At 62.8% G+C, this 24,818-nt stretch carries 26 protein-coding genes, 1 tRNA gene and 2 pseudogenes; 12 read left to right on the top strand and 17 right to left on the bottom strand.

The genetic code is table 11. From position 1 onward, the window contains the following. Positions 1-164: 164 nt before the first annotated feature. Entirely contained in the window at positions 165-368 is a 204-nt protein-coding gene (locus RTH46_RS05810; RefSeq protein ID WP_153787506.1) for an NEL-type E3 ubiquitin ligase domain-containing protein, read from the bottom strand. After that, the gene (locus tag RTH46_RS05805) at positions 358-465 is read right to left on the bottom strand and encodes a LysR family transcriptional regulator (protein ID WP_178125833.1); all 108 of its coding nucleotides are present in this window, start codon (positions 463-465) and stop codon (positions 358-360) included. The genes RTH46_RS05810 and RTH46_RS05805 overlap by 11 nt, the downstream gene beginning before the upstream one ends. A 203-nt stretch (positions 466-668) precedes the next feature. On the opposite strand from RTH46_RS05805, the gene RTH46_RS05800 reads away from it, so the two are divergent. Continuing rightward, positions 669-989, top strand: a complete 321-nt coding sequence (locus RTH46_RS05800) for a hypothetical protein (RefSeq protein WP_316905208.1) — start codon at positions 669-671, stop codon at positions 987-989. Positions 990-1,056: 67 nt separating this feature from the next. On the opposite strand, the pseudogene RTH46_RS05795 reads toward RTH46_RS05800, so the two are convergent. The 7 genes and pseudogenes from RTH46_RS05795 to RTH46_RS05765 all read right to left on the bottom strand — a co-directional run. Continuing rightward, positions 1,057-1,187: pseudogene (locus tag RTH46_RS05795) on the bottom strand (L(+)-tartrate dehydratase subunit beta); the annotation flags it as partial. Next, positions 1,184-1,441 (bottom strand): annotated as a pseudogene (locus tag RTH46_RS05790) (Arm DNA-binding domain-containing protein); the annotation flags it as partial. The pseudogenes RTH46_RS05795 and RTH46_RS05790, both read right to left, overlap by 4 nt. Before the next feature lie 209 nt (positions 1,442-1,650). Beyond that, positions 1,651-1,726, bottom strand: a tRNA-Gly gene (locus RTH46_RS05785). 63 nt (positions 1,727-1,789) lie between these two features. Then, positions 1,790-2,350 carry a CDP-diacylglycerol--glycerol-3-phosphate 3-phosphatidyltransferase gene (pgsA, locus tag RTH46_RS05780; RefSeq protein ID WP_125464769.1) on the bottom strand — a complete coding sequence of 187 codons (561 nt, stop codon included), beginning with the start codon at positions 2,348-2,350 and terminating at the stop codon, positions 1,790-1,792. Between the two features lie 33 nt (positions 2,351-2,383). Then, complete coding sequence (gene uvrC, locus RTH46_RS05775) at positions 2,384-4,207, bottom strand: excinuclease ABC subunit UvrC (protein ID WP_316905207.1); 1,824 nt, start codon at positions 4,205-4,207, stop codon at positions 2,384-2,386. A gap of 8 nt (positions 4,208-4,215) precedes the next feature. Further along, the gene (uvrY, locus tag RTH46_RS05770; RefSeq protein WP_110993916.1) at positions 4,216-4,854 is read right to left on the bottom strand and encodes a UvrY/SirA/GacA family response regulator transcription factor; all 639 of its coding nucleotides are present in this window, start codon (positions 4,852-4,854) and stop codon (positions 4,216-4,218) included. Positions 4,855-4,917: 63 nt separating this feature from the next. Then, the gene (locus tag RTH46_RS05765) at positions 4,918-5,307 is read right to left on the bottom strand and encodes a helix-turn-helix domain-containing protein (protein ID WP_316905206.1); all 390 of its coding nucleotides are present in this window, start codon (positions 5,305-5,307) and stop codon (positions 4,918-4,920) included. Between the two features lie 445 nt (positions 5,308-5,752). On the opposite strand from RTH46_RS05765, the gene RTH46_RS05760 reads away from it, so the two are divergent. Further along, complete coding sequence (locus RTH46_RS05760) at positions 5,753-6,199, top strand: hypothetical protein (protein ID WP_153786060.1); 447 nt, start codon at positions 5,753-5,755, stop codon at positions 6,197-6,199. Between the two features lie 19 nt (positions 6,200-6,218). On the opposite strand, the gene RTH46_RS05755 is transcribed toward RTH46_RS05760, so the two are convergent. Together RTH46_RS05755 and RTH46_RS05750 are read right to left on the bottom strand one after the other, a co-directional pair. Then, entirely contained in the window at positions 6,219-6,656 is a 438-nt protein-coding gene (locus RTH46_RS05755) for a GNAT family N-acetyltransferase (RefSeq protein WP_316905205.1), read from the bottom strand. Then, positions 6,646-7,032, bottom strand: a complete 387-nt coding sequence (locus tag RTH46_RS05750; RefSeq protein ID WP_316905204.1) for a DUF488 domain-containing protein — start codon at positions 7,030-7,032, stop codon at positions 6,646-6,648. Before RTH46_RS05750 ends, RTH46_RS05755 begins: the two co-directional genes overlap by 11 nt. A gap of 133 nt (positions 7,033-7,165) precedes the next feature. Between RTH46_RS05750 and RTH46_RS05745 the strand changes: the two genes are divergently transcribed. Next, positions 7,166-8,782, top strand: coding sequence for an inorganic phosphate transporter (locus RTH46_RS05745; RefSeq protein WP_316905203.1), 1,617 nt, complete (start codon positions 7,166-7,168; stop codon positions 8,780-8,782). Between the two features lie 105 nt (positions 8,783-8,887). Here RTH46_RS05745 and RTH46_RS05740 read toward each other — a convergent pair whose 3' ends face one another. The 4 genes from RTH46_RS05740 to RTH46_RS05725 form a co-directional block, all read right to left on the bottom strand. Further along, positions 8,888-9,583, bottom strand: coding sequence for a glutathione S-transferase N-terminal domain-containing protein (locus RTH46_RS05740; protein WP_153786064.1), 696 nt, complete (start codon positions 9,581-9,583; stop codon positions 8,888-8,890). A gap of 30 nt (positions 9,584-9,613) precedes the next feature. Next, positions 9,614-10,129, bottom strand: a complete 516-nt coding sequence (locus RTH46_RS05735) for an N-acetyltransferase (RefSeq protein WP_316905202.1) — start codon at positions 10,127-10,129, stop codon at positions 9,614-9,616. A gap of 54 nt (positions 10,130-10,183) precedes the next feature. Then, positions 10,184-10,681 (bottom strand): PaaI family thioesterase, encoded by a 498-nt coding sequence (locus RTH46_RS05730; RefSeq protein ID WP_316905201.1) that lies wholly within the window; start codon positions 10,679-10,681, stop codon positions 10,184-10,186. 125 nt (positions 10,682-10,806) lie between these two features. After that, positions 10,807-12,192, bottom strand: a complete 1,386-nt coding sequence (locus RTH46_RS05725; protein WP_153786067.1) for an amino acid permease — start codon at positions 12,190-12,192, stop codon at positions 10,807-10,809. 254 nt (positions 12,193-12,446) lie between these two features. On the opposite strand from RTH46_RS05725, the gene gcvA reads away from it, so the two are divergent. Then, on the top strand, positions 12,447-13,343 hold the full coding sequence (gene gcvA / locus RTH46_RS05720; RefSeq protein WP_316905200.1) for a transcriptional regulator GcvA: 897 nt from the start codon (positions 12,447-12,449) through the stop codon (positions 13,341-13,343). Positions 13,344-13,570: 227 nt separating this feature from the next. Continuing rightward, positions 13,571-14,821 (top strand): aspartate aminotransferase family protein, encoded by a 1,251-nt coding sequence (locus RTH46_RS05715; protein ID WP_316905199.1) that lies wholly within the window; start codon positions 13,571-13,573, stop codon positions 14,819-14,821. 3 nt (positions 14,822-14,824) lie between these two features. Here RTH46_RS05715 and RTH46_RS05710 read toward each other — a convergent pair whose 3' ends face one another. Beyond that, complete coding sequence (locus tag RTH46_RS05710; RefSeq protein WP_153786070.1) at positions 14,825-15,127, bottom strand: hypothetical protein; 303 nt, start codon at positions 15,125-15,127, stop codon at positions 14,825-14,827. Positions 15,128-15,357: 230 nt separating this feature from the next. On the opposite strand from RTH46_RS05710, the gene RTH46_RS05705 reads away from it, so the two are divergent. Together RTH46_RS05705 and fusA are read left to right on the top strand one after the other, a co-directional pair. Next, positions 15,358-15,786, top strand: coding sequence for a hypothetical protein (locus tag RTH46_RS05705; RefSeq protein WP_316905198.1), 429 nt, complete (start codon positions 15,358-15,360; stop codon positions 15,784-15,786). 68 nt (positions 15,787-15,854) lie between these two features. After that, the gene (gene fusA / locus RTH46_RS05700; RefSeq protein ID WP_153786072.1) at positions 15,855-17,969 is read left to right on the top strand and encodes an elongation factor G; all 2,115 of its coding nucleotides are present in this window, start codon (positions 15,855-15,857) and stop codon (positions 17,967-17,969) included. A 128-nt stretch (positions 17,970-18,097) separates the two neighbouring features. Here the strand turns inward: fusA and RTH46_RS05695 are convergent, their stop codons facing one another. Continuing rightward, positions 18,098-19,540 (bottom strand): SulP family inorganic anion transporter, encoded by a 1,443-nt coding sequence (locus RTH46_RS05695; RefSeq protein WP_316905197.1) that lies wholly within the window; start codon positions 19,538-19,540, stop codon positions 18,098-18,100. Between the two features lie 250 nt (positions 19,541-19,790). Between RTH46_RS05695 and RTH46_RS05690 the strand changes: the two genes are divergently transcribed. The 5 genes from RTH46_RS05690 (at position 19,791) to RTH46_RS05670 (ending at position 24,743) form a co-directional block, all read left to right on the top strand. Continuing rightward, positions 19,791-20,555, top strand: coding sequence for a secretin N-terminal domain-containing protein (locus tag RTH46_RS05690; protein ID WP_316905196.1), 765 nt, complete (start codon positions 19,791-19,793; stop codon positions 20,553-20,555). Between the two features lie 498 nt (positions 20,556-21,053). Next, positions 21,054-22,379: an isocitrate lyase gene (gene aceA, locus RTH46_RS05685; RefSeq protein ID WP_023630475.1), complete on the top strand. Its 1,326-nt coding sequence runs from the start codon at positions 21,054-21,056 to the stop codon at positions 22,377-22,379. 219 nt (positions 22,380-22,598) lie between these two features. Then, the gene (locus tag RTH46_RS05680) at positions 22,599-23,261 is read left to right on the top strand and encodes a lysoplasmalogenase (RefSeq protein ID WP_316905195.1); all 663 of its coding nucleotides are present in this window, start codon (positions 22,599-22,601) and stop codon (positions 23,259-23,261) included. A 381-nt stretch (positions 23,262-23,642) separates the two neighbouring features. After that, a complete protein-coding gene (locus tag RTH46_RS05675) occupies positions 23,643-24,056 on the top strand; it encodes an NADH-quinone oxidoreductase subunit A (RefSeq protein ID WP_153786841.1) in 414 nt (137 codons plus the stop codon). A gap of 9 nt (positions 24,057-24,065) precedes the next feature. After that, the gene (locus tag RTH46_RS05670; RefSeq protein ID WP_008096180.1) at positions 24,066-24,743 is read left to right on the top strand and encodes a NuoB/complex I 20 kDa subunit family protein; all 678 of its coding nucleotides are present in this window, start codon (positions 24,066-24,068) and stop codon (positions 24,741-24,743) included. The last annotated feature ends 75 nt before the right edge of the window (positions 24,744-24,818 follow it).

Here is a 24,818-nt window from a genome sequence, read left to right as displayed (position 1 = left end):
TGAATGCAACCAGACAGCAGAAGATCACCCCACCCTCGATCCCGTGCGCTACATACTGCTGGCAACCGCCGCGTCGGTCAGCTGGCGACGCAAAGCCGCCTGGGCGGCCTCATGCTCACGCACGACCGGCTCGATCGCCTCCAGGTAAGCCTGCTCCGGGCCGTTTAGGCCTCGTGCCACAGCTGTTGCTGGCGCGGCGCGCTGGCCTCGTCGAAACGCACGGCGTAGCGCGCTCGCAAGTGTTCTGTGCAGAAGTCCCTGCCCTGCAACGACTCGCTCAGCGCTTGCGGAGTTTGCGCAGCCAGCACCGCATCCAACGCCTGGTCGAGCTGAGCAGTGCTGACCCTGCTGCTGTGCTCACAACGCATGGCCTGCGGCTGATCGGGATGGCGTCGAGGCTCGACGGAAGCTGCCGTGCTCGACCACGGCGCGAAAGGCTTGCAGGTCGTTGAAGTTGATGCTCACCTGGGGGGCTCCGCGGGCTTGATCGAAAATGTGCATCAAAGATATTTCGAACGCACCCGCGAGGCGAGTTTCAAATCACCTCGTCATCTGCGTGCCGGGGAACCTGCCAGCGGCGGCAGGCACCTGACATTTTTGCCAGTTTATTTATTTCAGTACTTTCGAAAAAATAAGTTTGCAACACTCACTTGTTGGAGGACGCGCACATGGCATCGACATCGAAATCGATATTTTTCGACGTGAAGTCTGTGGAATGCATTTTTTCACAAAATAAACCGCCTCAAGTCTTTCTAGATACCACGGATGGGAAGCGTTACCTGGCAGAGCTCGATATTGGCACTGGGGCGCAGGAGATCGTTACTACCTTCGACCCGGACAAGCATCAGCTGACAGGCTTCGGCGTTGTCACCAGGAAAAGTTTCAGCTTCTCACGCATAACCCTTTTTGTGTTGGACAAGGCGCCTATAGGCGCTTCGCCTGCAACCAGGGAAGAGCTGATTGAAATCACAGGCATGAATCTTCAGTAAGGGGCTTTGTATATGAAGGTCCGCGCTGCCCCATAGTTGCCTATGAGGCAACGCGGACAAGGCTTCGCTACTTGATAAACCGCACCTGACTGTTGATCTTCTTGATCACCGCCCCTTGCGCTCATTGAACCGCGCCTTGTTCTGCTCGAACAGGTTATTGCCCTTGATATCATTTGAAATGATCAGCGGCCCGAACTCGCTGCCTTGGGCAATCGCCGACGGGCCTCGTCGCGTAACGTACGGGCCTGGCGCAAGCCTACTTCGGGGTACGTCCCAAGGGACATGCGCTTTTGCTTGGTAACCCATGAGTAGCACAAGTGCCACGACTTGCCGCCAGCCGCTGTCACATCGAGTGACAGGCCATCGCTATCGCCGTGGGTGTAGTCCTTGCCGGTGGCCTTGGCCTGGCGAACGGTCGTGTCTGAGCGTGTCCTGTACAAGGTCCTGAACATGAAGTTCAGGGCTAGATGCTCGTAAGGCTCGACGCTCCTCTCCAGCAACAAACCGCCACGGTGGGAGTCCGGATTTCATGGCTACTTTCTGGACTGAAAAAGTTCAGATGCCCATGGGTCGGCGTGGCTTCAACTGAAATAAAAAAAGGGCCTTTCGGCCCTTTTTTCAACGACTTACAGAATTCTGTGGAACCCTGTAGATCTATAACTGGAGCGGGAAACGAGACTCGAACTCGCGACCCCGACCTTGGCAAGGTCGTGCTCTACCAACTGAGCTATTCCCGCGTCGTGATGGGGGCCATTCTAGCGATTTGTAGAACGGCGTCAACCCCTTGATTCAAAAAAGTTTTATTTCTGCTCAGAGCCTTCGCGCAGGTGCGGCCAGGCGGCGACCAGGTAGTGCACCATCGACCACAGGGTCAGGCCGGCGGCCACCAGCAGCAGGCCGTAGCCCAGCGCCACCCAGAAGGTCATGGCCGGCGGGTTGGCCAGCAGGATCACCAGCGCCAGCATCTGCGCGGCGGTTTTCCATTTGCCCAGGCTGGACACCGCCACATGCGCCCTCGCCCCCAGCTCGGCCATCCACTCGCGCAGCGCCGAAACCACGATCTCGCGGCCGATGATCACCGCCGCCGGCAGCGTGAGCCAGAAGTTGGCGTGCACCTGCACAAGCAGCACCAGCGCCACGGCGACCATCAGCTTGTCCGCCACCGGGTCGAGGAAGGCGCCGAACGGTGTGCTCTGCTGCAACCGACGAGCCAGGTAGCCGTCCAGCCAGTCGGTGGCGGCGGCGATGGCGAACACCGTGCTGGCGGCCATGTAGCTCCAGTGGTAGGGCACATAGAACAGCAGGATGAAGATCGGAATGAGCAGGACGCGTAGAACGGTGAGCAGGTTTGGAATATTCATCGGTACGACTGGCTGCGAGTTGAGCCCGGCATTCTACTCGCTATGCAGGCTGGCATAAATCGACTCGGCAAGCTTTTTACTGATGCCGGGGGCCTTGGCGATCTCGTCGATACTGGCGCGGTTGAGCTCCTGCAGGCCGCCGAAATGTTTCAGCAGCTCGCGCCGGCGCTTGGGCCCTACCCCGGCCACGTCTTCCAGGCTGGAGGTGCGCCGCGCCTTGCCGCGCCTGGCGCGGTGGCCGGTGATGGCGAAACGGTGGGCTTCGTCGCGGATCTGCTGGATCAGGTGCAGCGCCGGGTTGTCGCCCTTGAGGGTGAACTCGTGGGCCACGTCGTTCAGGTACAGGGTTTCGAAACCGGCCTTGCGGGTCACGCCCTTGGCCACGCCGAGCAGGGTGAGGTCGGCGAAGCCCAGTTCCTGCATCACGTCGCGAGCCATGTTCAACTGGCCTTTGCCGCCGTCCACCAGCAGCACGTCGGGCAGCTTGCCCTCGCCATCCTTGATGCGCCCGTAGCGGCGCAACAGGGCCTGGTGCATGGCGGCGTAGTCGTCGCCGGCGGTGACGCCTTCGATGTTGAAGCGGCGGTAGTCGGACTTGAGCGGGCCTTCGGGGCCGAACACCACGCACGAGGCCACTGTGGCCTCGCCACTGGAATGGCTGATGTCGTAGCACTCCAGGCGCTGCGGCACTTCATCCAGGTCCAGCACCTGGGCCAATGCCTCGAAGCGCGCGGCCATGTGCTGGCGGTTGGCCAGGCGGGCGTTGAGCGCTTGCTCGGCGTTGGTCACCGCCAACTGCTGCCAGCGCGCGCGGGTGCCGCGCACCCGGTGGCTGATGCTTAGCTCACGGCCGCGCAGGGTCTGTACGGCTTCACTGATTGCCGCGAAATCCTCGTGCACCACATTGACGATCAGCTCGCCCGGCAGTTCGCGTTCGGCATTGCCCAGATAGTACTGGGACAGGAACGCGGCCATGACCTCGGCCACCTCCTCCTCGATGCCCACCTGGGGGAAGAAGTTCTTGCTGCCCAGCACCCGCCCGCCACGTACGCTGATCAGGTGCACGCAGGCGCCACCGGGGTTGACGAAGGCCGCCACCACATCCACGTCGCCGGAGCCGCCTTCCATGTACTGCTGGTCCTGGACCCGGCGCAGCAGCGCGATCTGGTCACGCAGCTCGGCCGCCTTTTCGAAGTTCAGGACCATGGCGGCCTTTTCCATCTCGGCATTGAGCTCGTTGCCCAATTGCTGGCTGCGCCCTTCGAGGAACATCACCGAGTGCCGCACGTCTTCGGCATACTCGGCCGGCTCGACCAGGCCCACGCACGGCGCCTTGCAGCGTTTGATCTGGTACTGCAGGCAGGGCCGGGTGCGGTTGGCGTAATAGCTGTCCTCGCACTGGCGCACCGAGAAGGCCTTCTGCAACAGGCTCAGGCTTTCGCGAATGGCGCCAGCGCTGGGGTAAGGGCCGAAGTAGCGACCCTTGGCTTTCTTGGCGCCACGGTGAATGCCCAGGCGCGGGAATTCACCGTCGGACAGGAACACATAGGGGTAGGATTTATCGTCGCGCAGCAGGATGTTGTAAGGCGGCCGCCACTCCTTGATCAGCGTCTGCTCAAGCAGCAGCGCTTCGGTCTCGTTGGCGGTGATGGTGGTCTCGACCTGGGCGATGCGCCCCACCAGTGCGGCAGTCTTGGGCGCCAGGCCGGTCTTGCGGAAATAGCTGGCCAAACGCTTCTTGAGGTTCTTGGCCTTGCCCACGTAGAGCAGCCGCGCCTCGGTGTCGAATATCTGGTAGACGCCCGGGCGACCACTGCAGGTCGCCAGGAACGCGCTGGCATCAAAAGCTTGGGACATGGGTGTGTTTACAGACTTGCGTCGACCATACCGTGGCGGACGGCCAGCAAGGTCAGTTCGACGTCGCTGGTGACCGAGAGTTTTTCGAAGATTCGATAACGGTAAGTATTGACGGTCTTGGGGGACAGACACAACTTGTCGGAGATGATCTGCACTTTCTGGCAACCGACGATCATCAGGGCGATCTGGATTTCCCGCTCCGACAGCGTATCGAACGGCGAGCCCTGGGGCTGGAACGACTTGAGTGCCAGTTGCTGGGCAATCTGCGGGCTGATGTAGCGCTGGCCGGCAAACGCCAGGCGGATGGCCTGGACCATTTCGTCAAGCCCGGCGCCCTTGGTCAGGTAGCCAGCGGCACCCGCCTGCATCAGGCGGGTGGGGAACGGGTCTTCCTCGCACACGGTCACCGCCACCACTTTGGTGTCCGGCTGGCTGCGCAACAATTTGCGGGTTGCTTCAAGGCCGCCGATCCCTGGCATTTTCACGTCCATCAGAACCACGTCCGGCTTGAGCTCGCGGGCAAGCTTGAGGGCGGACTCACCCGAGTCCGCCTCCCCCACCACTTGCAGGCCATCGATGTCGGCCAGCATGCGCGTAATGCCGGTACGCACCAGATCGTGATCGTCGACCACCAGGACCCTAATCAAGCAGACACCTCATTAGTGGGGCGATTGGATCCCGCCACCTTAACAAAATTTTTCACAAGCAACCTAGCGTAAAGCATCCTGAAAAAACGCTTGGTAATCCGGGCGACGCATTTGCACCCGTTCAACGCCGCCCACCTCACCCGCCAGGCGGTGCAAGAGGTGCCAGACAGCGGCCTGGTCGGCGTCTGGCAAACGCCGGAAAGCGCCCAGCAGACGGTCTTCGTCAGCGGTCAGGCAGTCCAGCGGTGCGGGGGTGTGCACGCCGTTCAGCACATACAAGGCATCGACACCTTTCGCCGCCACGGCAGCGAGGTAGTCCATGCGCGGGGTGCGCTCGCCACTTTCATACTTGCCCTGGGCATTGGGCTCGACGCCGCCAATGTCACCGAACACACGCTGGGTCAGCCCCAGGCGCTCGCGCTCTTCTCTGAGTCGCGGACCGAATCCATTCATCTACTTGCCTCCTCTGCATCATTCCAGGACAGGTGCATCCAGCACCCGAGTGAATGCGTACGCATTCGCCCGGCACTATGCCAATTGGATCCAATCATGGCAAGCCGCCAGTGTCGGGTATTTCGCGCAGCTCCATTGAAAGCACCTGCCGACAGCGCTCCACTCACAATCAAAAGCTCGAAAAAGCACAGAGAAACCAAGGACCTCGACGCCCCGGTGATCCGCGAGTCGATCAAGATGCGGCAATTGCCTGGGCTAGGTCCTGGTGCGGCTCGAAGGAGTCCGCGATGTAGTGCTCAGCGAGAATACGGTGCGCCTGCGAATACCGTGATCAGGCGGTGTAGCAGCAGGGAAAACACGCTCCACACCTGATAAAACTGCTAGTAGTCGGTCCTGGGCAGCCTCCGTAACATTCAAGCCTCCCTTGTTCAGCAGGAAGACGAACATGACCACGATTTCCGAACTGAATGGTGTCGCCGACTACCTCAAGAAACACCCTGGTGCATTCAAACGTAAAGTAGGCACAGTACAAGCGACAGCAAAGCAGAATGGGGTTGTCTATTGGGATGCGCCCCTTGACTGGGTGTACTTTTTCAATACAGCGTTCAGTTCTGCCGGCTTCGTGGATGGACGAGCGGCCGATCTTATTATCGCCCTGCTGGAGGGTGAATTCGCGACGAACTCGACCCTGAAGCTAAATCCGCAAAACAGTTCTGCTCGCTTCACGATCCAGGACGGCGAGCACGACGAATCGGTTCGCGGCACCGGTGAGATTGCTGTTCGTGAATTTGTCGAAGACCAGGTGTTCAAGGCGGACTTCGAATTCAGTTTCGAACGCAACGGAAAAAACAACCATGTAACCGGCAAGATCGACATCAATCTGAGGCGATAAAGCGCACGTAGCCGAGCGGTCAACCGCAATCGATACTGCGCTGCATGCGCACGAAGCACTCGTCCTCCCCCATCTCGATGAAGCCTTGGCGCAGGTAGAGCTGTCGCGCCGGGTTGCTCTTGAACACCATCAGGCGCAGCAACGACAGATGCCGCTGCGCGGCCCAACCGGCCAGCTCTTCCAGCACCCAGCCACCCACGCCGCGCCCGCGATGCTCGGGCAGCAGGTGCAGTTCGCGGATGAACAGCGCCTGGCGGTCCTGGCTGAGGCTGCAAAAACCCAGCACCGTGCCGTCCTCCACTACCAGCCATTGCTCGCGCCAGCCCCAGGCTTCGTCGAAGGCCTGCTCGATCCACAACAGGTCGAACTCGCGGTAGTACGGCAGCATCGCCCGGCGCGTGAGGTCGCGGGCAAAGGTCAGGTCACTGTCGCTGGCAGCAATCAGTTCAAGGGGCATAGCACACCGGCGAACTCCCGGGCCCGCGCCGCTCCAGCTCATCCTCCAGCCAGTCGGCCAACACCCGGGCATTGTTGTGCTCGGTGTCCTTGCCGGCGTACAGCAGGGTCAGCGCGCCATTACCGGCCAGGTCCAGCAGCGGGTACCAGTGTTCAGGGTGCGCGGCCAGCTCCAGCCGGTAGCGCTGGGTGAATCCGGGGTAATCCAGCACCCCGGCATGGAAGGCCTTGCGCAGTTCGTCGGAAGGTGCCGCCTCGCGCAACCACTGGCCGTGCAGGTGCTCCTTGCGCGTGTTGCGCGGCCACAGCCGATCGACCAGCACACGCTGGCCATCGCAGGCTTCAACAGGGTCGTACACGCGCTTGCAGCGGATCATTCGGGGCTCGCTTGGCAATTCGCCGATGCCTCCTAGACTAGAAGTTCCTTTGATCGAGGTCACTCCCCGGTAACAGATTGTTTCTAGGATGGGATACCTCGCCTCGTGCCTCACAGCACCCCGGAGCCCACCCATGACTACCCCCTCGATGGTCAGCCAGAACGCGCTGATCACGCCCGATTCCCGCCCGCAATTGTCCCACCGCCCCGGTCGTGCCACCTTGGTGCTGTTCTTCGGCCTGCTGCTGGCCGGCCTGGCCTACACCTTCTGGAGCCTCAAGCAAGATGTCAGCGCCAGCGGCACCGTGATCACCACGGTCACACCGTTCCTGTTGCTGGGCCTGGCCTTGCTGATCGCCCTGGGCTTCGAATTCGTCAACGGTTTCCACGACACCGCCAACGCCGTGGCCACGGTGATCTACACCCATTCGCTGCCGGCGCCGGTGGCGGTGGTGTGGTCGGGGCTGTGCAATTTTCTCGGCGTGCTGCTTTCCAGCGGCGCGGTGGCCTTCGGCATCATCGCCCTGCTGCCGGTCGAGCTGATCCTGCAGGTGGGGTCGGGCGCCGGCTTCGCCATGGTCTTCGCCTTGTTACTGGCGGCGATCATCTGGAACCTCGGCACCTGGTGGCTGGGCCTGCCGGCCTCGTCCTCGCACACGCTGATCGGCTCGATCATCGGCGTGGGCGTGGCCAACGCGCTGATGCACGGCCGCGACGGCACCAGCGGGGTGGACTGGGGCCAGGCAAGCAAGGTCGGCTATGCCCTGCTGTTTTCGCCGCTGATCGGTTTCGCCTGCGCCGCCCTGTTGCTGCTGGCCTTGAAAGCGCTGGTCAAACGCCGCGAGCTGTACCAGGCGCCCGAAGGCAAGGCCCCTCCCCCGTGGTGGATCCGCGGGGTGCTGATCCTGACCTGCACCGGCGTATCCTTCGCCCACGGCTCCAACGACGGGCAGAAAGGTATGGGCCTAATCATGCTGATCCTGGTCGGCACCCTGCCGATGGCCTACGCCCTGAACAAGACCATGCCCAACGAACAGGCCCTGCAGTTCTCGGCAGTGGCCGAGGTGACCCGCCAGGCGCTGGTGCGCAGCGCCCCGCAAGCGGCCCCGGCCGACCCACGCCACACCCTCACCGCATTCATCGGCCAGCCCAAGGCCAGCCCCGAACTGGTACCGGCCCTGGCCGCGCTGACCGGCATGATCGGCGAAGAGGTCAAGGGCTATGGCTCGCTCAACCGCGTGCCAGCCGAGGCCATGGCCAACGTGCGCAACGACATGTACCTGACCAGCGAAGCCATCCGCCTGATCGACAAGAACGCGCTGGTGGCGTTCGACCCCGACACCGCCCGCCATGTGCAACTGTTCAAGCGCCAGCTGGACGATGCCACCCGCTACATCCCGCTGTGGGTCAAGGTGGCGGTGGCCATCGCCCTGGGCCTGGGCACCATGGTCGGCTGGCGGCGCATCGTGGTGACGGTGGGCGAAAAGATCGGCAAGACCCACCTGAGCTATGCCCAGGGGGCGTCGGCGGAGGTGGTGGCGATGTGCACCATTGGCGCGGCGGACATGTTCGGGCTGCCGGTGTCGACCACCCATGTGTTGAGCTCGGGGGTGGCCGGGACCATGGTGGCCAATGGTTCGGGGATCCAGAAGCGCACCCTGGTCAACCTGCTGATGGCCTGGGTGCTGACGCTGCCGGCGGCGATGCTGCTGGCGGGGACGCTGTACTGGCTTCTGAATCAGATTCTCTAGGTTGAAATACAGGGCCTGTGGGAGCGGGTTTACCCGCGAATGCGATGGCGAACCCGCCACAGCCTTCGCGGGTAAACCCGCTCCCACAGGCTCGGTGATGCCGGATCAACCGGGTATTTTCAGCCCACGCTGCACCGCCGGCCGCGCCAGGAAATTCGCCAGCACCCGCTGCACCTGCGCGAACTCATCGAAGCCCACCAGCTCCCGGGCGTTGTAGCGCTCCACCAGGTTGCGCACCCAAGGGAAGATGGCGATGTCGGCGATGCTGTATTCGTCGACCATCCATTCACGGCCTTGCAGGTGCCGGTCCAGCACACCCAGCAAACGCTTCGACTCGTTCACGTAGCGGTCGCGCGGCCGTTTGTCTTCGTATTCCTTGCCAGCGAAGAAGTGGAAGAACCCCACCTGGCCGAACATCGGCCCGATGCCGCCCATCTGGAACATCAACCACTGCATCGTCTGGTAGCGCTGGGCCGGGTCCTGGCTGAGCAGCTTGCCGCTTTTCTCGGCCAGGTACTGCAGGATCGCGCCGGACTCGAACAAGGGCAGCGGTTTGCCGCCGGGGCCATTGGGATCGAGGATCGCCGGGATCTTGTTGTTGACGGAAAGGGAGATGAATTCGGGGCTGAGCTGGTCGTCACTGTCGAAACTGACCTTGTGCGCCTCGTAGGGCAGGCCGATTTCTTCGAGCATGATCGACACCTTGACCCCGTTGGGCGTGGGCAGCGAATACAGTTGCAGGCGCTCGGGGTGCTGCGCCGGCCATTTATGGGTAATGGGAAATGCAGAGAGATCGGTCATGTGCGTGCCTTGGATGAGAGAGAGAACAATCTAGAGACCTGCGGGCGACCTGACCATCACCCAGTCATTGTGCCGCTCGTCACCGCACGGAAAAATCGCCTCGCCGACCTTGCGAAAGCCATTGCGCTCATAGAAGCGAATGGCCCGGGCGTTACCTTCGTTGACGGTCAGGCGTACCGCGCCGCAGGTGTGCGCCAGGGTCGCGTCCAGCAACAGTTGCGCCGCACCCTGCCCGTGCGCCTCGGGCAGCACATAGCAGCGGGATATCTCCACCCGATGCTCGGCGGCGGCGATATCCAGCCGGCCCGGCGCCAGGTCGAGCATGCTGTAGCCCACTGCATGGCCGTCGTGCTCGACGATCAGCAGGCGCTTGTGCGGGTGTTGCAGGTGCTGCTGAAAATGCTCGGGCTGCAGGTTGTGCGTGATGTAGTGCTGCAGCGCGGACGGCGCGCTGTCGGATGGGCTGGCCAGGGCGAAGGTGGCCTGGCCGATATGGCTCAGGGCCTCACAGTCGTCGCTGCGGGCCGGGCGAATCTGGTAGGGCATGGCAACATCCTGTCGGGCAGCCGGATCATGCCCGACAATGCCAGCCCTGCCCCGTCACTGTCCACCATGTGCCTGCTGCTTGAGCTTCGCGGTATCCACCCGCACGAACACCGAATCAGCGGCGACGGTCAGCACATCACCGGCCCAGACTTCGCAGATCACCCGGGTCTTGCGCCCCACCTCGCCTTCCACCCGCGCCTTGAGCAGCAACTCGACGCCCATGGGCGTGGGTTTCAGATAGGTCAGGCCGAGCTGGCCGGTGACGCAGTCGATACGCGGCAGGCTGCCGGGCTCACGGCCTTCGGCGCGGTAGTGATGGGCCATGGCGGCCCAGTTGGAGTGGCAGTCGACCAGCATCGCCAGCAGCCCGCCGTAGACCAGGCCGGGCCAGCCGATGAAGGTTTGGTCGGGAGAATGCCGGCACAGCAGGTGGATGCCGTCCTCGTCCCAATAGCTGTTCAGGTGCAGGCCGCTGGGGTGGCTGCAGCCGCAGCCGTAGCAGGTGCCTTCGGGGGCGGCGAGTTGCTGCAGGGAAAGGGCTTGCTCGTTCATACGCATCCTTTGCTTGTTGAAGTTGGGAAGGAAGCAGGCCTCGAATGGTAACGCCCGACCAGGCCTGGGCCAATGAAAAAGCCCATGACCGTCAGGCCATGGGCTTGCGTGCTACCGAGCGAAGGTCAAGCCGTTTGCACCTGCCCCGCCTTGGCCCGCCGCTGGGTCAGCGACACCAGCAGGATGAACAGGGTCACCCCGGCGGTCATCAGCGTCTCGTAGCGATAAGCATCGCTGAACAGCATGTAGCCCAGCACCATGACGATGGTGCCGATCACCAGCCAGGTGAGCCACGGGAACAGCCACATCTTCAGCTCCAGCGCCCGGCCTTCACGCTCGGCGCGGGACCGCATGCGCAGCTGCGACACGGCGATCACCAGGTACACCAGCAGGGCGATGGCGCCGGTGGTGGACAGCAGGAAGCCGAACACCTTGCCGGGAAACACATAGTTGACCAGGCAACCGGCAAAGCCCGCCAGGGTGGAGAGGATGACCGCCACGGTCGGCACGCCGGCCCCGGAGATGCGCTTGGTCATGCTCAGCGCCTGGCCACGGGCGCCCAACGAATAGAGCATGCGCGAGGCGGTGTACAGGCCCGAGTTCATGCAGCTGGTCACCGCCACCAGCACCACCAGGTCGACCAGCAGCTTGGCACCGGGCACGTTGAGCACCTCCAGCACCCGCTGGAACGAGCCGACGGCCTTGAGCTGCGGGTCGTTCCAGGCCACCAGCGACACCACCAGGAAGATCGACGCCAGGTAGAAGATGGCGATGCGGTACACCACCAGGTTGGTGGCGCGGCGGATCTTGTCTTTCGGGTTGGCGGTCTCGTCGGCGGCGATGGTGACGATCTCGGCGCCGAAGAACGAGAAGATGGTGATCAGCACGCCACCCAGCACGGTACCGAAGCCGTTGGGCATGAAGCCACCGTGGTCCCACAGGCGGCTCACTCCGGAGACCTCGGCCAGCGGCCAGAAGCCGAACACCGCCAGGCTGCAGACCACGATGAAGGCAATGATCGCAACCACTTTCACCAGCGCGAACCAGTACTCGAAGGCACCGAAGTTCTTCACGCTGACCAGGTTGGTGCCCGACAGCACGACCATGATCAGGAAGGCGAACAGCCAGGATGGCACCCCAGGGAAGTAGGCGTGCAGGATGTCGGCGCCGGCAATGGCCTCGACCGGAATGATCAGCACCCAGAACCACCAGTACAGCCAGCCGATGGTGAAGCCGGCCCAAGGGCCGATGGCTTCGCTGGCATAGGTGGAGAACGAACCGCTGTTGGGGTTGGCGATGGCCATTTCGCCGAGCATGCGCATCACCAGCAGCACCAGCAGGCCGGTCATGGCGTAGGAGATGAGAATGGCCGGGCCGGCGGTGGCGATGGCGTTGGAGGAGCCGATGAACAGCCCGGCGCCGATGATGCCGGCGATGGAAATCATCGAGACCTGACGGGACGTCAGGCCGTGTTGCAGGGAACGCTGTTTCTTGTTGTTAGGCGATGCCATGGGGAACCCTCGAATGGGTCGGCCGTTGCAAGGACGGCTGAAAGTTGGAGCAGAATTCAGTAGGTCGGAGTTACTCGTTGTTGTTCTTGTAATACGCCGGTCGTGGTTTTGCCCTCCTCTTCGCACTACCGGTTGTCATCGTTGATCCAGGTCAGTATTAATCTATAGGGACGGGTCAACAAACGACCTTTTCGAAGCACATCATTCTATTGCGGAATGAATTCCTTCCTTTTTTGCCGGGTAGCGCCTTCGCCATGTCCAAACGCCTGATGCCGTCCACCACCGCCCTGCAGTGCTTCGAGGCCGCCGCCCGCCACCTGAGCTTCACCCGCGCGGCGCAGGAACTGCACCTGACCCAGAGCGCGGTCAGCAAGCAGGTGGCGCAGCTCGAGGACATGCTCGCCCACCCGCTGTTCCAGCGCATTCGCCGGCGCCTGCACCTGACCCCGGCGGGGGCGCTGTACCTCACCGAGGTGAACAAGATCCTCACCCAGATCGACATCTCCAGCCGCTACATCCTCAGCTACGGCGACGAGACCGAGGTGCTGCGCATCGCCACCCAGCCGACCTTCGGTGCACGCTGGCTGGTGCCTCGGCTCAAGGGTTTCGGTGAGCGACACCCGCGCATCCACCTGGACATCCGCAACGAGCTGGAGCCGTTCGACCTGGTGCAGGCCAAGGCCGACGTGGCGTTTTTCTTTGGCCAGGGCACCTGGCCGGGGGCGACCTGCATCGAGCTGTTCAGCGAGGAGGTGGTGCCGGTGTGCGCCCCTGGCCTGGTGGCCCGGCAGCGTTTCAGCAGCGCCCAGACGCTCACCGAGCACCGCCTGCTGCAATGCGCCTCGCGCCCGGAGGCCTGGCACGAGTGGTTCCTGGGGCTGGGGCTGCACAGCCAGAACAGCTACCACGGGCCGCGTTTCGATACGTTCTACCTGTGCATTCGCGCCGCCATCGCCGGCTGCGGCATTGCCCTGATCCCGCGCTATCTGGTGGCCGAGGAGCTGAGCGAGGGCAAGCTGGTGGTGGCCTGGGACCATCCTGTGCCAAGTAATGGCCGGCACTTCATGGCGCATGCCGAACATGCGGCCGAGGTGCCGAAGGTGCGGGCCTTTGTGCAGTGGATTCGCGAGCGGGTGGCTGAGGGGGATTGAGATTGCCTGGAAAGGCCTCTTCGCGGGTAAACCCGCTCCCACACTGATCTTGAAAGCAGTGCTGTACCTGTGGGAGCGGGTTTACCCGCGAAGAGGCCAGCAACAGCAACACAAATCTCAGCAAGATCACGAATCTATGGAATGATCGCAATCCGATAATTCGTTTGCGGAATATACCTGCGGCACGTTTGGATATTGGCCATATTCGAACAACAGGCCGCGTGCACATGAATCAGGAAAGTATCAGCCAGTCCATCGCCATCGTTCACCCGATTACACTTTCCCATGGCCGCAATGCCGAAGTCTGGGATACCGCCGGCAAACGTTATATCGACTTTGTCGGCGGCATTGGCGTGCTCAACCTGGGCCACTGCAACCCGGCGGTGGTCGAGGCGATCCAGTTGCAGGCCACGCGCCTGACCCACTATGCGTTCAACGCCGCCCCCCATGGCCCGTACCTGGAACTGATGGAGCGCTTGCGCCAGTTCGTGCCGGTCAGCTACCCCTTGGCGGGCATGCTCACCAACAGCGGCGCGGAGGCGGCGGAAAATGCCTTGAAAGTGGCCCGTGGCGCCACCGGCAAGCGCGCCATCATCGCCTTCGACGGCGGCTTCCATGGCCGCACCCTGGCCACCCTCAACCTCAATGGCAAGGTCGCGCCCTACAAGCAACGCGTGGGCGAACTGCCCGGCCCGGTCTACCACCTGCCCTACCCCAGTACCGACACCGGGGTAACCTGCGAGCAGGCGCTCAAGGCCATGGAGCGGCTGTTCAGCGTTGAACTGGCGGTAGAGGACGTGGCGGCATTCATCTTCGAGCCGGTCCAGGGCGAAGGCGGCTTCCTCGCCCTGGACCCGGCCTTTGCCCAGGCGCTGCGGCGCTTCTGCGACGAGCACGGGATCCTGATCATCATCGACGAGATCCAGTCGGGCTTCGGCCGCACCGGGCAACGCTTTGCGTTCCCCCGGCTGGGCATCGAGCCCGACTTGCTGCTGCTGGCCAAGAGCATCGCCGGTGGCATGCCGCTGGGCGCGGTGGTTGGACGCCAGGAAATCATGGCGTCGCTGCCCAAGGGCGGCTTGGGCGGCACCTACTCGGGCAACCCGATCGCCTGCGCAGCGGCACTGGCGAGCCTGGCGCAGATGACCGACGCCAACCTCGCCACCTGGGGCGAACGCCAGGAACAGGCCATCGTCGCGCGCCATGCGCGCTGGAAAGCTTCAGGGGTGTGCGCTTGGCTCGGGCGCCTGACCGGCACCGGCGCCATGCGTGGCATCGAACTGGTCAATGCCGACGGCAGCCCGGCGCCAGCGGTGCTGGCCAAGGTGCTGGAAGCGGCGCGTAACAAGGGGCTGCTGCTGATGCCGAGCGGCAAGGCGCGGCACATCATCCGTCTGCTGGCACCGCTGACCATCGAGCCACAGGTGCTCGAGGAAGGGCTGGATATCCTCGAGCAGTGCCTGGCGGAACTCGGCTGAGGCTTACAGGCCCAGTTCAGCAGGGGTAAGCATGTCGCATTCGAAGGCGATCCAGCCGCCTTCGAGTTCGGCGTGGCCGTTGACGATCAGGCCGTAGTAGGTCAGGCCGTTCTCCAGGGTCACGCAGATATGCGTGGCGCCTTTTTCGGGAGCAGCGAGCGTGCCGACGAAATGCACTTTCTTCAGCACCTCGGTCACCGCCTCGAGGCCCACGCGCATGTTGGTATTCTCCGAGGCTTCGGTGTCGCCCCCACGGTCTTCGGCGCTGATGGTCACGGTGGCGATGTAGGGGTACTTGGTGCTCAAGCGGGGTTACCTCAACAGGTGTATTAGGCGTATGGGCGCGTAGAGTACGGCAGGCGCTCCCGGTTGTCTCTACCGGCCTCATCGCGGGGCAAGCCCGCTCCCACAACGAGACGATATCCCTGTGGGAGCGGGCTTGCCCCGCGAAGAGGCCGGGCCTGCAACAGGTGATCTGGATGCCCCGATCTGTTAGGGTGCCCGCCGATGCACGCCACACCACGCGAGGATACCGAGTGAGCGCCGAACAACCCCTGATCGCCGACCTGTTCGAGGTCGATAAACGCCTGACCCTCAAGCCCGTCGTGGACTTCAACAGCTACCTGCGCAATGCCTTCGCCGACGGCGCCTGCCGCTGCCATCGCTGCGTAGAGGGCAACGGCGACGAAAGCAGCTACAGCCACCGCCACACCTTCGTACTGGAAGGCCGCACGCTGAATCGCCGCTTCGCCAACACCGCCGGCAGTGACGTGCTGCTGGTGCTGAAGAAGGCCTGGCTGTCCTACACCAAGAACGACCTGGTTACCGTCGGCGCGCTGGACATGACCACCCTCAAGTCCTTCACCGAAGCCAACCTGCACGCCCGCCTGCTGGCCCTGCTGCCGGCCAGCGGCCTGGCCCGGGAAGTCGACGGCCAGTGGCAGTTGCAAGTGCTCGCCGACTGACGGCCTGCCACGGCAGGATTCTCCCGCTCTGCTAAGTTGGGAGTACCCTCACCCGCAGGTGACCCGCCATGGCCCGCACGACCCCCATCGAGCTGTACCGCAATATCGGCATCGTCGCCCACGTCGATGCCGGCAAGACCACCACCACCGAGCGGATCCTGTTCTACACCGGGGTCAACCACAAGATGGGCGAGGTGCACGACGGCGCCGCGACCATGGACTGGATGGCCCAGGAGCAGGAGCGCGGCATCACCATCACCTCGGCGGCCACCACCGCGTTCTGGCAAGGCTCGACCAAGCAGTTCGAGCACAAGTACCGCTTCAACATCATCGACACCCCCGGCCACGTCGACTTCACCATCGAGGTGGAGCGCTCGTTGCGCGTGCTCGATGGCGCGGTGGTGGTGTTCAGCGGTGCCGATGGCGTGGAGCCGCAGTCCGAGACGGTCTGGCGCCAAGCCAACAAGTACCACGTACCGCGCCTGGCCTATATCAACAAGATGGACCGCCAGGGCGCCGACTTTCTGCGCGTGGTGAAGCAGATCGACCAGCGCCTGGGCCACCACCCTGTGCCGATCCAGCTGGCCATCGGCAGCGAGGAGAACTTCATCGGCCAGATCGACCTGGTGAAGATGAAGGCCATCTACTGGAACGACGCCGACAACGGCACCAGTTACCGCGAAGAAGCGATCCCCGCCGAACTGCAGGCCCTGGCCGACGAATGGCGGGCCCATATGATCGAGGCGGCGGCGGATGCCAGCGAAGAACTGACCCTGAAGTTCCTCGACGGCGAGGAATTCACCACCGAGGAAATCAAGGCCGCCCTGCGCCAGCGCACCATCGCCAATGAAATCGTCCCGACCATCCTCGGCTCGTCGTTCAAGAACAAGGGCGTGCCCTTGATGCTCGACGCGGTGATCGACTACCTGCCCGCCCCGTCCGAAATCCCGGCGATCAAGGGCACCGATCCGGACGATGAAGACAAGCACCTGGAACGCCACGCCGACGACAAGGAGCCGTTCTCGGCCCTGGCCTTCAAGATCGCCACCGACCCGTTCGTCGGCACCCTGACCTTCGCCCGGGTGTATTCGGGCGTGCTCAGTTCCGGCAATGCGGTGCTCAACTCGGTCAAGGGCAAGAAGGAACGCATCGGCCGCATGGTGCAGATGCACGCCAACCAGCGCGCCGAGATCAAGGATGTGTGCGCCGGCGACATCGCCGCACTGATCGGCATGAAGGACGTGACCACCGGCGACACCCTGTGCGACATGGACAAACCGATCATCCTCGAACGCATGGACTTCCCTGACCCGGTAATCTCCCAGGCGGTCGAACCCAAGACCAAAGGCGATCAGGAAAAAATGGGTATCGCCCTGAGCAAGCTGGCCCAGGAAGACCCATCGTTCCGGGTCAAGACCGATGAGGAAACCGGGCAGACCATCATTTCCGGCATGGGTGAGTTGCACCTGGACATCATCATCGACAGGATGCGCCGCGAGTTCAACGTCGAGGCCAACATCGGCAAGCCGCAGGTGGCCTACCGCGAGAAGATCCGCAACACCTGCGAGATCGAAGGCCGCTTCGTGCGCCAGTCCGGCGGGCGTGGCCAGTATGGCCACTGCTGGATTCGCTTTGCCCCGGGCGACGAGGGCAAGGAAGGGCTGGAGTTCGTCAACGAGATCGTCGGCGGCGTGGTGCCGCGTGAGTACATCCCGGCGATCCAGAAAGGCATCGAGGAGCAGATGAAGAACGGCGTGCTGGCCGGTTACCCGCTGATCAACCTCAAAGCTGCGGTGTTCGACGGCTCGTACCACGACGTCGACTCCAACGAGATGGCCTACAAGATCGCCGCCTCGATGGCCACCAAGCAGTTGTCGCAGAAAGGCGGCGCAGTGTTGCTGGAGCCGGTGATGAAGGTCGAGGTGGTGACGCCGGAGGAGTACCAGGGCGACATCATGGGCGACCTGAGCAGGCGCCGAGGGATGATCCAGGACGGTGACGAAACGCCGGCCGGCAAGGTGATCCGCGCCGAGGTGCCGCTGGGCGAGATGTTCGGCTACGCCACCTCGATGCGCTCGATGACCCAGGGGCGGGCCAGCTACACCATGGAGTTCACCCGCTATGCCGAGGCACCGGCGAGCATTGCCGATGCCATCGTCAAGAAGAATCGCGGGGAGTCATGAACCCATCGCGGGGCAAGCCCGCTCCCACGCAGTAGCCTGCGACAGCCACTGACTTTTTGTAGGAGCGGCCTTGTGCCGCTCCTACAGTGGTCGTACAGCACGTGGGAGCGGGCTTGCCCCGCGATGAATCAATGCGGCTCACCCGCCCGCTTGAGCAGCTTCTTGCAGCGCTCCGACAGATGCACCACCCGCAACTGCTTCCCCGCCTTGGCATAGCGCTCGCGCAAGGTCTTGAGCGCCGCAATCGCCGAATAATCGACAAAACTCAAATGCCGACAATCCAAGGTCACCTGGGCCGGATCACCGGCCGGGTCGAACTGGTTGAGAAACGGTGTGGTCGAGGCAAAGAACAGCGTCCCATGCACCTGGTAATGCTTGTCGCCCGCCGCATCCACATGGCTGTCGGCATAAAGCTCACGCGCATGCTGCCAGGCGAAGTTGATCGCAGCGATGACAATACCGAACATCACCGCCGTGGCCAGGTCGGTAAACACCGTTACCACCGTCACCGCAATGATCGCCAGCACATCGCTCGCCGGCACTTTGCGCAGCACCCGCAGCGAGGCCCAGGCGAAGGTCTGCTGGGCCACCACGAACATCACCCCGACCAGCGCCGCCAGCGGAATACGCTCGATCAACGGCGACAGGAACAACACGAACAGCAGGATCATCACCCCGGCAACCACCCCCGACAGCCGCCCACGGCCGTTGGAGCTGAGGTTGATCACGGTCTGGCCGATCATCGCGCAGCCGCCCATGCCGCCGCACAGGCCCGAGACCATGTTGGCCGCCCCCAACGCCACGCACTCGCGGTCCGGGTAGCCGCGGCTCTCGGTGATTTCGTCGGTGAGGTTGAGAGTGAGCAGGGTTTCCAGCAGGCCGACCATGGCCATCAGCAGCGCATAGGGCGCGATGATCTTCAGCGTTTCGAGGTTCCACGGCACATCCGGCAGGGCCAGTTGCGGCAAGCCGCCGGCAATGTGCGCCATGTCGCCGAGGGTGCGGGTGGGCAAGCCGAACAGATATACCAGCAGGCCGACGCCCAGGATCGCCACCAGCGCCGGCGGTACTGCACGGGTCAGTTTGGGCAATACGTAGACCACCAGCATGGTCAGGGCCACCAGGCCTATCATCAGGTACAGCGGCGTGCCACTGAGCCAGTGCTCACCGTCTTTGAAGTGCTCCAGCTGGGCCAGGGCGATGACGATGGCCAGGCCGTTGACGAAGCCGAGCATCACCGGATACGGCACCAGGCGCACCAGCTTGCCCAGGCGCAGCACGCCAAACAGGATCATCACCACCCCGCCCAGCAGCACCGTGGCCAGCAGGTACTGGGCGCCGTGCTGCACCACCAGGGCGACGATCACCACCGCCATCGAGCCGGCGGCGCCGGAGATCATCCCCGGGCGACCGCCGAACAGCGCGGTCAGGGTGCAGATGATGAACGCGCCATACAGGCCCATCAGCGGGTTGAGGTGGGCCACCAGGGCAAAAGCGATGCACTCGGGCACCAGGGCGAACGAGGTGGTAAGGCCGGCGAGCAGGTCGGCGCGTAGGCGAGCAGGTTTCATGGAGGTCCTGTACAGGAAGCAAAGGCAGCACGCCCTGCCTGTGGGAGCGGGTTTACCCGCGAATGCGATGGTGCGTTCTCTGACGCTTTCGCGGGTGAACCCGCTCCCACAGGACAGGCGCTGCCTTGAGGGGCGAGACTGAAATTCGAGGGGCGATGTTACGTAAATTGACTGACAGCGGCCAGCAACAACCCCAACCTTTCACGCCCCTGTGATCCAGGCCCGGCAAGATGCCGACAAATTTGCCATCATGTTCACTCAACCCGCGGAGATCATGGACATGCCGCTACGCCCCCTCCTCGCCTCACTGCTGCTGGCCGCCAGCCTCACCGCCCAGGCCGCCACCGAGGTCATCCCCCTGCAACACCGCAGCAGCGCCGAACTGCTGCCTGCCGCCCAGTCGTTCCTGGGCAAGGACGGCAGCGTCAGCACCTTCGAGGACAAGCTGATCGTCAATGCCAGCCAGGAACGCATCGACGATCTGCGCACCCTGCTGCAACAACTGGACACCGCGCCCAAGCGCCTGCTGATCAGCGTCGACAACAACGACAGCAACTTCCAGGACAACCGTGGCAATGCACGGGTCATCCACTACGGCACCGCCAACCGCGACGGCGGCCTGCAGCAGATCCAGGCCAGCGAAGGGCAACCGGCGCTGATCCAGGTGGGCCAGAGCATCCCCATCACCAGCACCTCCACCGACGGCTACGGGCGCATCCAGAGCGACACCCAATACCGCAATGTCACCCAGGGTTTCTACGTCACCCCACGTCTGACCGGCGACACGGTACGCCTGCAAATCAGCACCAATAATGATCGAATGAGCCAGGAACGTGCCGATGTAGTGAAAGTGCAAAGTACCGACACGACGGTCACCGGCAGGCTGGGTGAATGGATCACACTGGCAGGCTACAACCAGGACAGTCAGGCCGAGCGCAGTGCGTCAAGCCTCAGCTATAGCACCCAGCGCGGGGAAAATATGACTTTGCGTGTCAAAGTCGACCTTCTTGACTGATCCCAGGCAATTCAAGGCCTCGACCAAAGGCCTTGAAACTGACCAGCAAGTCGCATTAGACCAAAGATGTAGTAACCAGAAAAAGGCACTACAAAATCGTTGACAGGCACTTTTTGGCGAAGGCATGATGGCCTCGCTCCCGCTAATCAGAGGCCCTGGCAAGGGTCTTCGGAGCGCCCTGCACACCACCAGCGCAGGCGCTTCGTGTCCATACGGCCCACAAGGCGGTTCGACGGGATTGCGACTGCAACGAAGAAGTTGTCCCGAGGGACGGAAGCGCATCACCGCAGTCACCAGCAATCGCGCCGCACCGCAGCACGGCATCCACGAGCCAACCTGCAGCGCACGCCTTCGCCTGGCCTGCACACCTTTCCCCTTCGAGCCTTTTGCGTTCGCCGCCGCACTCCCCCGAACAGGACAGCCGCCCGGCCCTCTGACCCGCGTTTGTCGAGCATCAGCACAATTACACTCAAGATCGATGCGACGAGGTTTATTTCCATGGCACTGACACGCGAACAGCAAATTGCAGCCCTCGAGAAAGACTGGGCCGAAAACCCGCGCTGGAAAGGCGTGACCCGTACCTACACCGCCGCTGATGTCGTTCGCCTGCGTGGCTCGCTGCAACCGGAGCACACCCTGGCTCGCCAGGGCGCAGAGAAACTGTGGAAGCTGGTCACCCAAGGTGCCCACCCGTCCTTCCGCCCAGAAAAAGATTTCGTCAACTGCATGGGCGCCCTGACCGGCGGCCAGGCAGTGCAGCAGGTCAAGGCCGGCATCCAGGCCATCTACCTGTCCGGCTGGCAGGTTGCCGCCGACAACAACTCGGCCGAGTCGATGTACCCCGACCAGTCGCTGTATCCGGTCGACTCGGTACCGACCGTGGTCAAGCGCATCAACAACTCGTTCCGTCGCGCCGACCAGATCCAGTGGAAAGCCGGCAAGAACCCAGGCGACGAAGGCTACATCGACTACTTCGCGCCGATCGTGGCTGACGCCGAAGCCGGTTTCGGCGGCGTACTGAACGCCTACGAGCTGATGAAGAACATGATCGAAGCGGGCGCCGCCGGCGTGCACTTCGAAGACCAGCTGGCCTCGGTGAAAAAATGCGGCCACATGGGCGGCAAGGTTCTGGTACCGACCCAGGAAGCCGTACAGAAGCTGGTGGCTGCCCGCCTGGCCGCCGACGTTGCCGGTGTACCGACCATCATCCTGGCCCGTACCGACGCCAACGCCGCCGACCTGCTGACCAGCGACTGCGACCCGTACGACCAGCCATTCGTGATCGGCGACCGTACCCGTGAAGGCTTCTACAAGGTCCGCGCCGGCCTCGACCAGGCCATCTCCCGCGGCCTGGCCTACGCGCCGTACGCCGACCTGATCTGGTGCGAAACCGCCAAGCCGGATCTGGACGAGGCCCGCCGCTTCGCCGAAGCGATCAAGAAGGAATACCCGGACCAGCTGCTGTCGTACAACTGCTCGCCTTCCTTCAACTGGAAGAAAAACCTGGACGACGCCACCATCGCCAAGTTCCAGCGCGAACTGTCGGCCATGGGCTACAAGCACCAGTTCATCACCCTGGCCGGCATCCACAACATGTGGCACGGCATGTTCAACCTGGCGCACGACTACGCCCGCAACGACATGACCGCCTACGTGAAGCTGCAGGAGCAGGAATTCGCCGACGCCAGCAAAGGCTACACCTTCGTGGCGCACCAGCAGGAAGTGGGCACTGGCTACTTCGACGACATGACCACCGTGATCCAGGGTGGCGCATCGTCGGTGACCGCACTGACCGGTTCGACCGAGGAAGAGCAGTTCCACTGATTGGTGTGAGCTGAACATGAAGCCCAGGCTCCGTCAGGAGCCTGGGCTTTCTTTTGTCTGCACCGGCCTCTTCGCGGGTAAACCCGCTCCCACAGGATCGGCGCTGCCCCTGAGCCCAGCACAGCACCTGTGGGAGCGGGCTTACCCGCGAAAGGGCCGGCACAGGCATTCTCCGTGTTCAGGTCTATGCTTGTGGCTACCTAGCAGCAAGGACCGCCCATGCCTCGTCCAAGCCACTTGATCCTGATCGCCGTCGCAGCCGCTGCCCTCTATCTATATGCACTGGCCAGCGACAACGCCCTGCTCGGCCTGCTGGCCAAACCCATTCCAGTGCTCGCCCTGATCGCCTGGCTGAGCACCACACCCGCAACCCCCTATCGCCGCTGGATCATGATCGGCCTGGCCTTCTCGGTGCTCGGCGACATCCTCCTGGCCATCCCCCGCGACCTGTTCGTGTTCGGCCTGGCCGCGTTCCTTTGCGCCCACCTCGCCTACCTGCGCGGTTACTGCAGCCTGACCCTGCGCCCGGCCTATCCCTCACTGGCACTCGCACTGCTGGTAGGCGGCTCGCTGTTTGGCCTGCTCGCCAGCCACGGCCTGGGCCCACTGCTGATCCCGGTGGCGCTGTACGCCCTGGCGATCGGCTGCATGCTCTGGCGCGCCCTGGCCTGTGGCGGCCTCGCAGCACTGGGCGCCTGCGCCTTCGTATTCTCCGACAGCCTGATCGGCATCGACCGCTTCGTCAGCCCGTTTGCCGCCGCGCAGTACCTGATCATCCTGCTCTACTGGCTCGGCCAGTGGCTGATCGCCGCCTCGGTGATTCGCACCCCAAGCGCCGAAGCATTGACCCAGAGCGGTACGCGTGAGCTTGGAAGCTGCTAGAACGAGCGTTTTTCGCATTTGCAAGTGGCGAGGCTGGCCAATGAACTTTGCAAGGCTCAGAACTGCTAAATCAATACAGCTCAATCCAAATGATATTAATTATCATTACACAACTAAGCCGTCATTACGCCGGGTAAGAAACATAATTAACAAAACCGCGCGCAATGCCCGAAACTCAAGGCTTTCAGCCAGTTACGAACGGTTTTTGTTCTTAAACCTACGAATAAATTTGCAACGGAAATTTTACTTGCACCGGGTTTACCCATAAAATCAGCGCGATTGATTCAGCTGCGACATTTGGTCACTGCGCTTGCGACACCGCGTCGCCGCTCTACTTAATTTCAGACTTCAGAGCTGGGTCTCTGTATAAGGATTTCTAGCATGTCCGATTCGGCAGGACTCATGGCCCACAACTGGGGCTTTGCCATCTTCCTCCTGGGTGTCGTCGGCCTGTGCGCCTTCATGCTCGGCCTGTCCAGCCTGCTCGGTAGCAAGGCCTGGGGTCGCGCCAAGAACGAACCCTTCGAATCCGGCATGCTGCCCGTCGGCAGCGCCCGCCTGCGCCTGTCCGCCAAATTCTATCTGGTCGCGATGCTGTTCGTGATCTTCGATATCGAAGCCCTCTTCCTGTATGCATGGTCTGTGTCCGTCCGCGAAAGCGGCTGGACCGGATTCGTCGAAGCTCTCATTTTCATAGCAATTCTGTTGGCAGGTCTTGTCTACCTATGGCGCGTCGGGGCGCTCGATTGGGCTCCCGAAGGTCGCCGCAAGCGGCAAGCGAAGCTGAAACAATGAGGCTTTGGCATGCAATACAATCTCACCAGAATCGATCCGGATGCGCCCAACGAGCAGTACCCGGTCGGTGAACGGGAAACCGTCACCGATCAGCTGCTAGAGGACCAGGTCCACAAGAACATCTACATGGGGAAACTCGAAGATGTGCTGCGTGGCGCGGTCAACTGGGGTCGCAAGAACTCCCTCTGGCCGTACAACTTCGGCCTGTCCTGCTGCTACGTGGAAATGACCACGGCCTTCACGGCGCCCCACGACATCGCCCGCTTCGGCGCCGAAGTCATCCGGGCCTCGCCGCGTCAGGCCGACTTCATGGTCATCGCCGGTACCTGCTTCGTGAAGATGGCGCCGATCATCCAGCGCCTGTACGAGCAGATGCTCGAGCCCAAGTGGGTCATCTCCATGGGTTCGTGCGCCAACTCCGGCGGCATGTACGACATCTACTCGGTCGTTCAAGGGGTCGACAAGTTCCTCCCCGTGGACGTGTACGTGCCTGGCTGCCCGCCACGCCCCGAGGCGTTCCTGCAAGGCTTGATGCTGTTGCAGGAGTCGATCGGCCAGGAGCGACGCCCGCTTTCCTGGGTTGTCGGCGATCAAGGCATTTACCGTGCCGAGATGCCTGCCCAGAAAGACCTGCGTCGCGAACAGCGTATCGCGGTAACCAACCTGCGCAGCCCCGACGAAGTCTGATCCAGCGACCTGCCGCCCGCTCCCCCAGGAGCCGGCGGCCTGGCTTCATTCTTAACGTTGACCCAAAGCGACCGA

It is taken from the genome of Pseudomonas sp. zfem004 (assembly GCF_032621715.1).
Classification (GTDB): domain Bacteria; phylum Pseudomonadota; class Gammaproteobacteria; order Pseudomonadales; family Pseudomonadaceae; genus Aquipseudomonas; species Aquipseudomonas sichuanensis.
The sequence above is the reverse complement of the archived record's forward strand: the minus strand, read 5'-3'. Positions and strand labels throughout refer to the sequence as shown.

Excerpts from the sequence above, each read along its gene's own strand:
- RTH46_RS05810 (WP_153787506.1), bottom strand. The coding sequence starts at position 368 with ATGCGTTGTGAGCACAGCAGCAGGGTCAGCACTGCTCAGCTCGACCAG.
- gcvA (WP_316905200.1), top strand. The coding sequence starts at position 12,447 with ATGTCCAAACGCCTGATGCCGTCCACCACCGCCCTGCAGTGCTTCGAG.
- RTH46_RS05755 (WP_316905205.1), bottom strand. The coding sequence starts at position 6,656 with ATGCCCCTTGAACTGATTGCTGCCAGCGACAGTGACCTGACCTTTGCC.
- fusA (WP_153786072.1), top strand. The coding sequence starts at position 15,855 with ATGGCCCGCACGACCCCCATCGAGCTGTACCGCAATATCGGCATCGTC.
- RTH46_RS05680 (WP_316905195.1), top strand. The coding sequence starts at position 22,599 with ATGCCTCGTCCAAGCCACTTGATCCTGATCGCCGTCGCAGCCGCTGCC.
- RTH46_RS05735 (WP_316905202.1), bottom strand. The coding sequence starts at position 10,129 with ATGCCCTACCAGATTCGCCCGGCCCGCAGCGACGACTGTGAGGCCCTG.
- aceA (WP_023630475.1), top strand. The coding sequence starts at position 21,054 with ATGGCACTGACACGCGAACAGCAAATTGCAGCCCTCGAGAAAGACTGG.
- RTH46_RS05750 (WP_316905204.1), bottom strand. The coding sequence starts at position 7,032 with ATGATCCGCTGCAAGCGCGTGTACGACCCTGTTGAAGCCTGCGATGGC.
- RTH46_RS05765 (WP_316905206.1), bottom strand. The coding sequence starts at position 5,307 with ATGAATGGATTCGGTCCGCGACTCAGAGAAGAGCGCGAGCGCCTGGGG.
- RTH46_RS05730 (WP_316905201.1), bottom strand. The coding sequence starts at position 10,681 with ATGAACGAGCAAGCCCTTTCCCTGCAGCAACTCGCCGCCCCCGAAGGC.
- pgsA (WP_125464769.1), bottom strand. The coding sequence starts at position 2,350 with ATGAATATTCCAAACCTGCTCACCGTTCTACGCGTCCTGCTCATTCCG.
- RTH46_RS05690 (WP_316905196.1), top strand. The coding sequence starts at position 19,791 with ATGTTCACTCAACCCGCGGAGATCATGGACATGCCGCTACGCCCCCTC.
- RTH46_RS05745 (WP_316905203.1), top strand. The coding sequence starts at position 7,166 with ATGACTACCCCCTCGATGGTCAGCCAGAACGCGCTGATCACGCCCGAT.
- RTH46_RS05760 (WP_153786060.1), top strand. The coding sequence starts at position 5,753 with ATGACCACGATTTCCGAACTGAATGGTGTCGCCGACTACCTCAAGAAA.
- RTH46_RS05740 (WP_153786064.1), bottom strand. The coding sequence starts at position 9,583 with ATGACCGATCTCTCTGCATTTCCCATTACCCATAAATGGCCGGCGCAG.
- RTH46_RS05800 (WP_316905208.1), top strand. The coding sequence starts at position 669 with ATGGCATCGACATCGAAATCGATATTTTTCGACGTGAAGTCTGTGGAA.
- uvrC (WP_316905207.1), bottom strand. The coding sequence starts at position 4,207 with ATGTCCCAAGCTTTTGATGCCAGCGCGTTCCTGGCGACCTGCAGTGGT.
- RTH46_RS05695 (WP_316905197.1), bottom strand. The coding sequence starts at position 19,540 with ATGAAACCTGCTCGCCTACGCGCCGACCTGCTCGCCGGCCTTACCACC.
- RTH46_RS05670 (WP_008096180.1), top strand. The coding sequence starts at position 24,066 with ATGCAATACAATCTCACCAGAATCGATCCGGATGCGCCCAACGAGCAG.
- RTH46_RS05675 (WP_153786841.1), top strand. The coding sequence starts at position 23,643 with ATGTCCGATTCGGCAGGACTCATGGCCCACAACTGGGGCTTTGCCATC.
- RTH46_RS05715 (WP_316905199.1), top strand. The coding sequence starts at position 13,571 with ATGAATCAGGAAAGTATCAGCCAGTCCATCGCCATCGTTCACCCGATT.
- RTH46_RS05725 (WP_153786067.1), bottom strand. The coding sequence starts at position 12,192 with ATGGCATCGCCTAACAACAAGAAACAGCGTTCCCTGCAACACGGCCTG.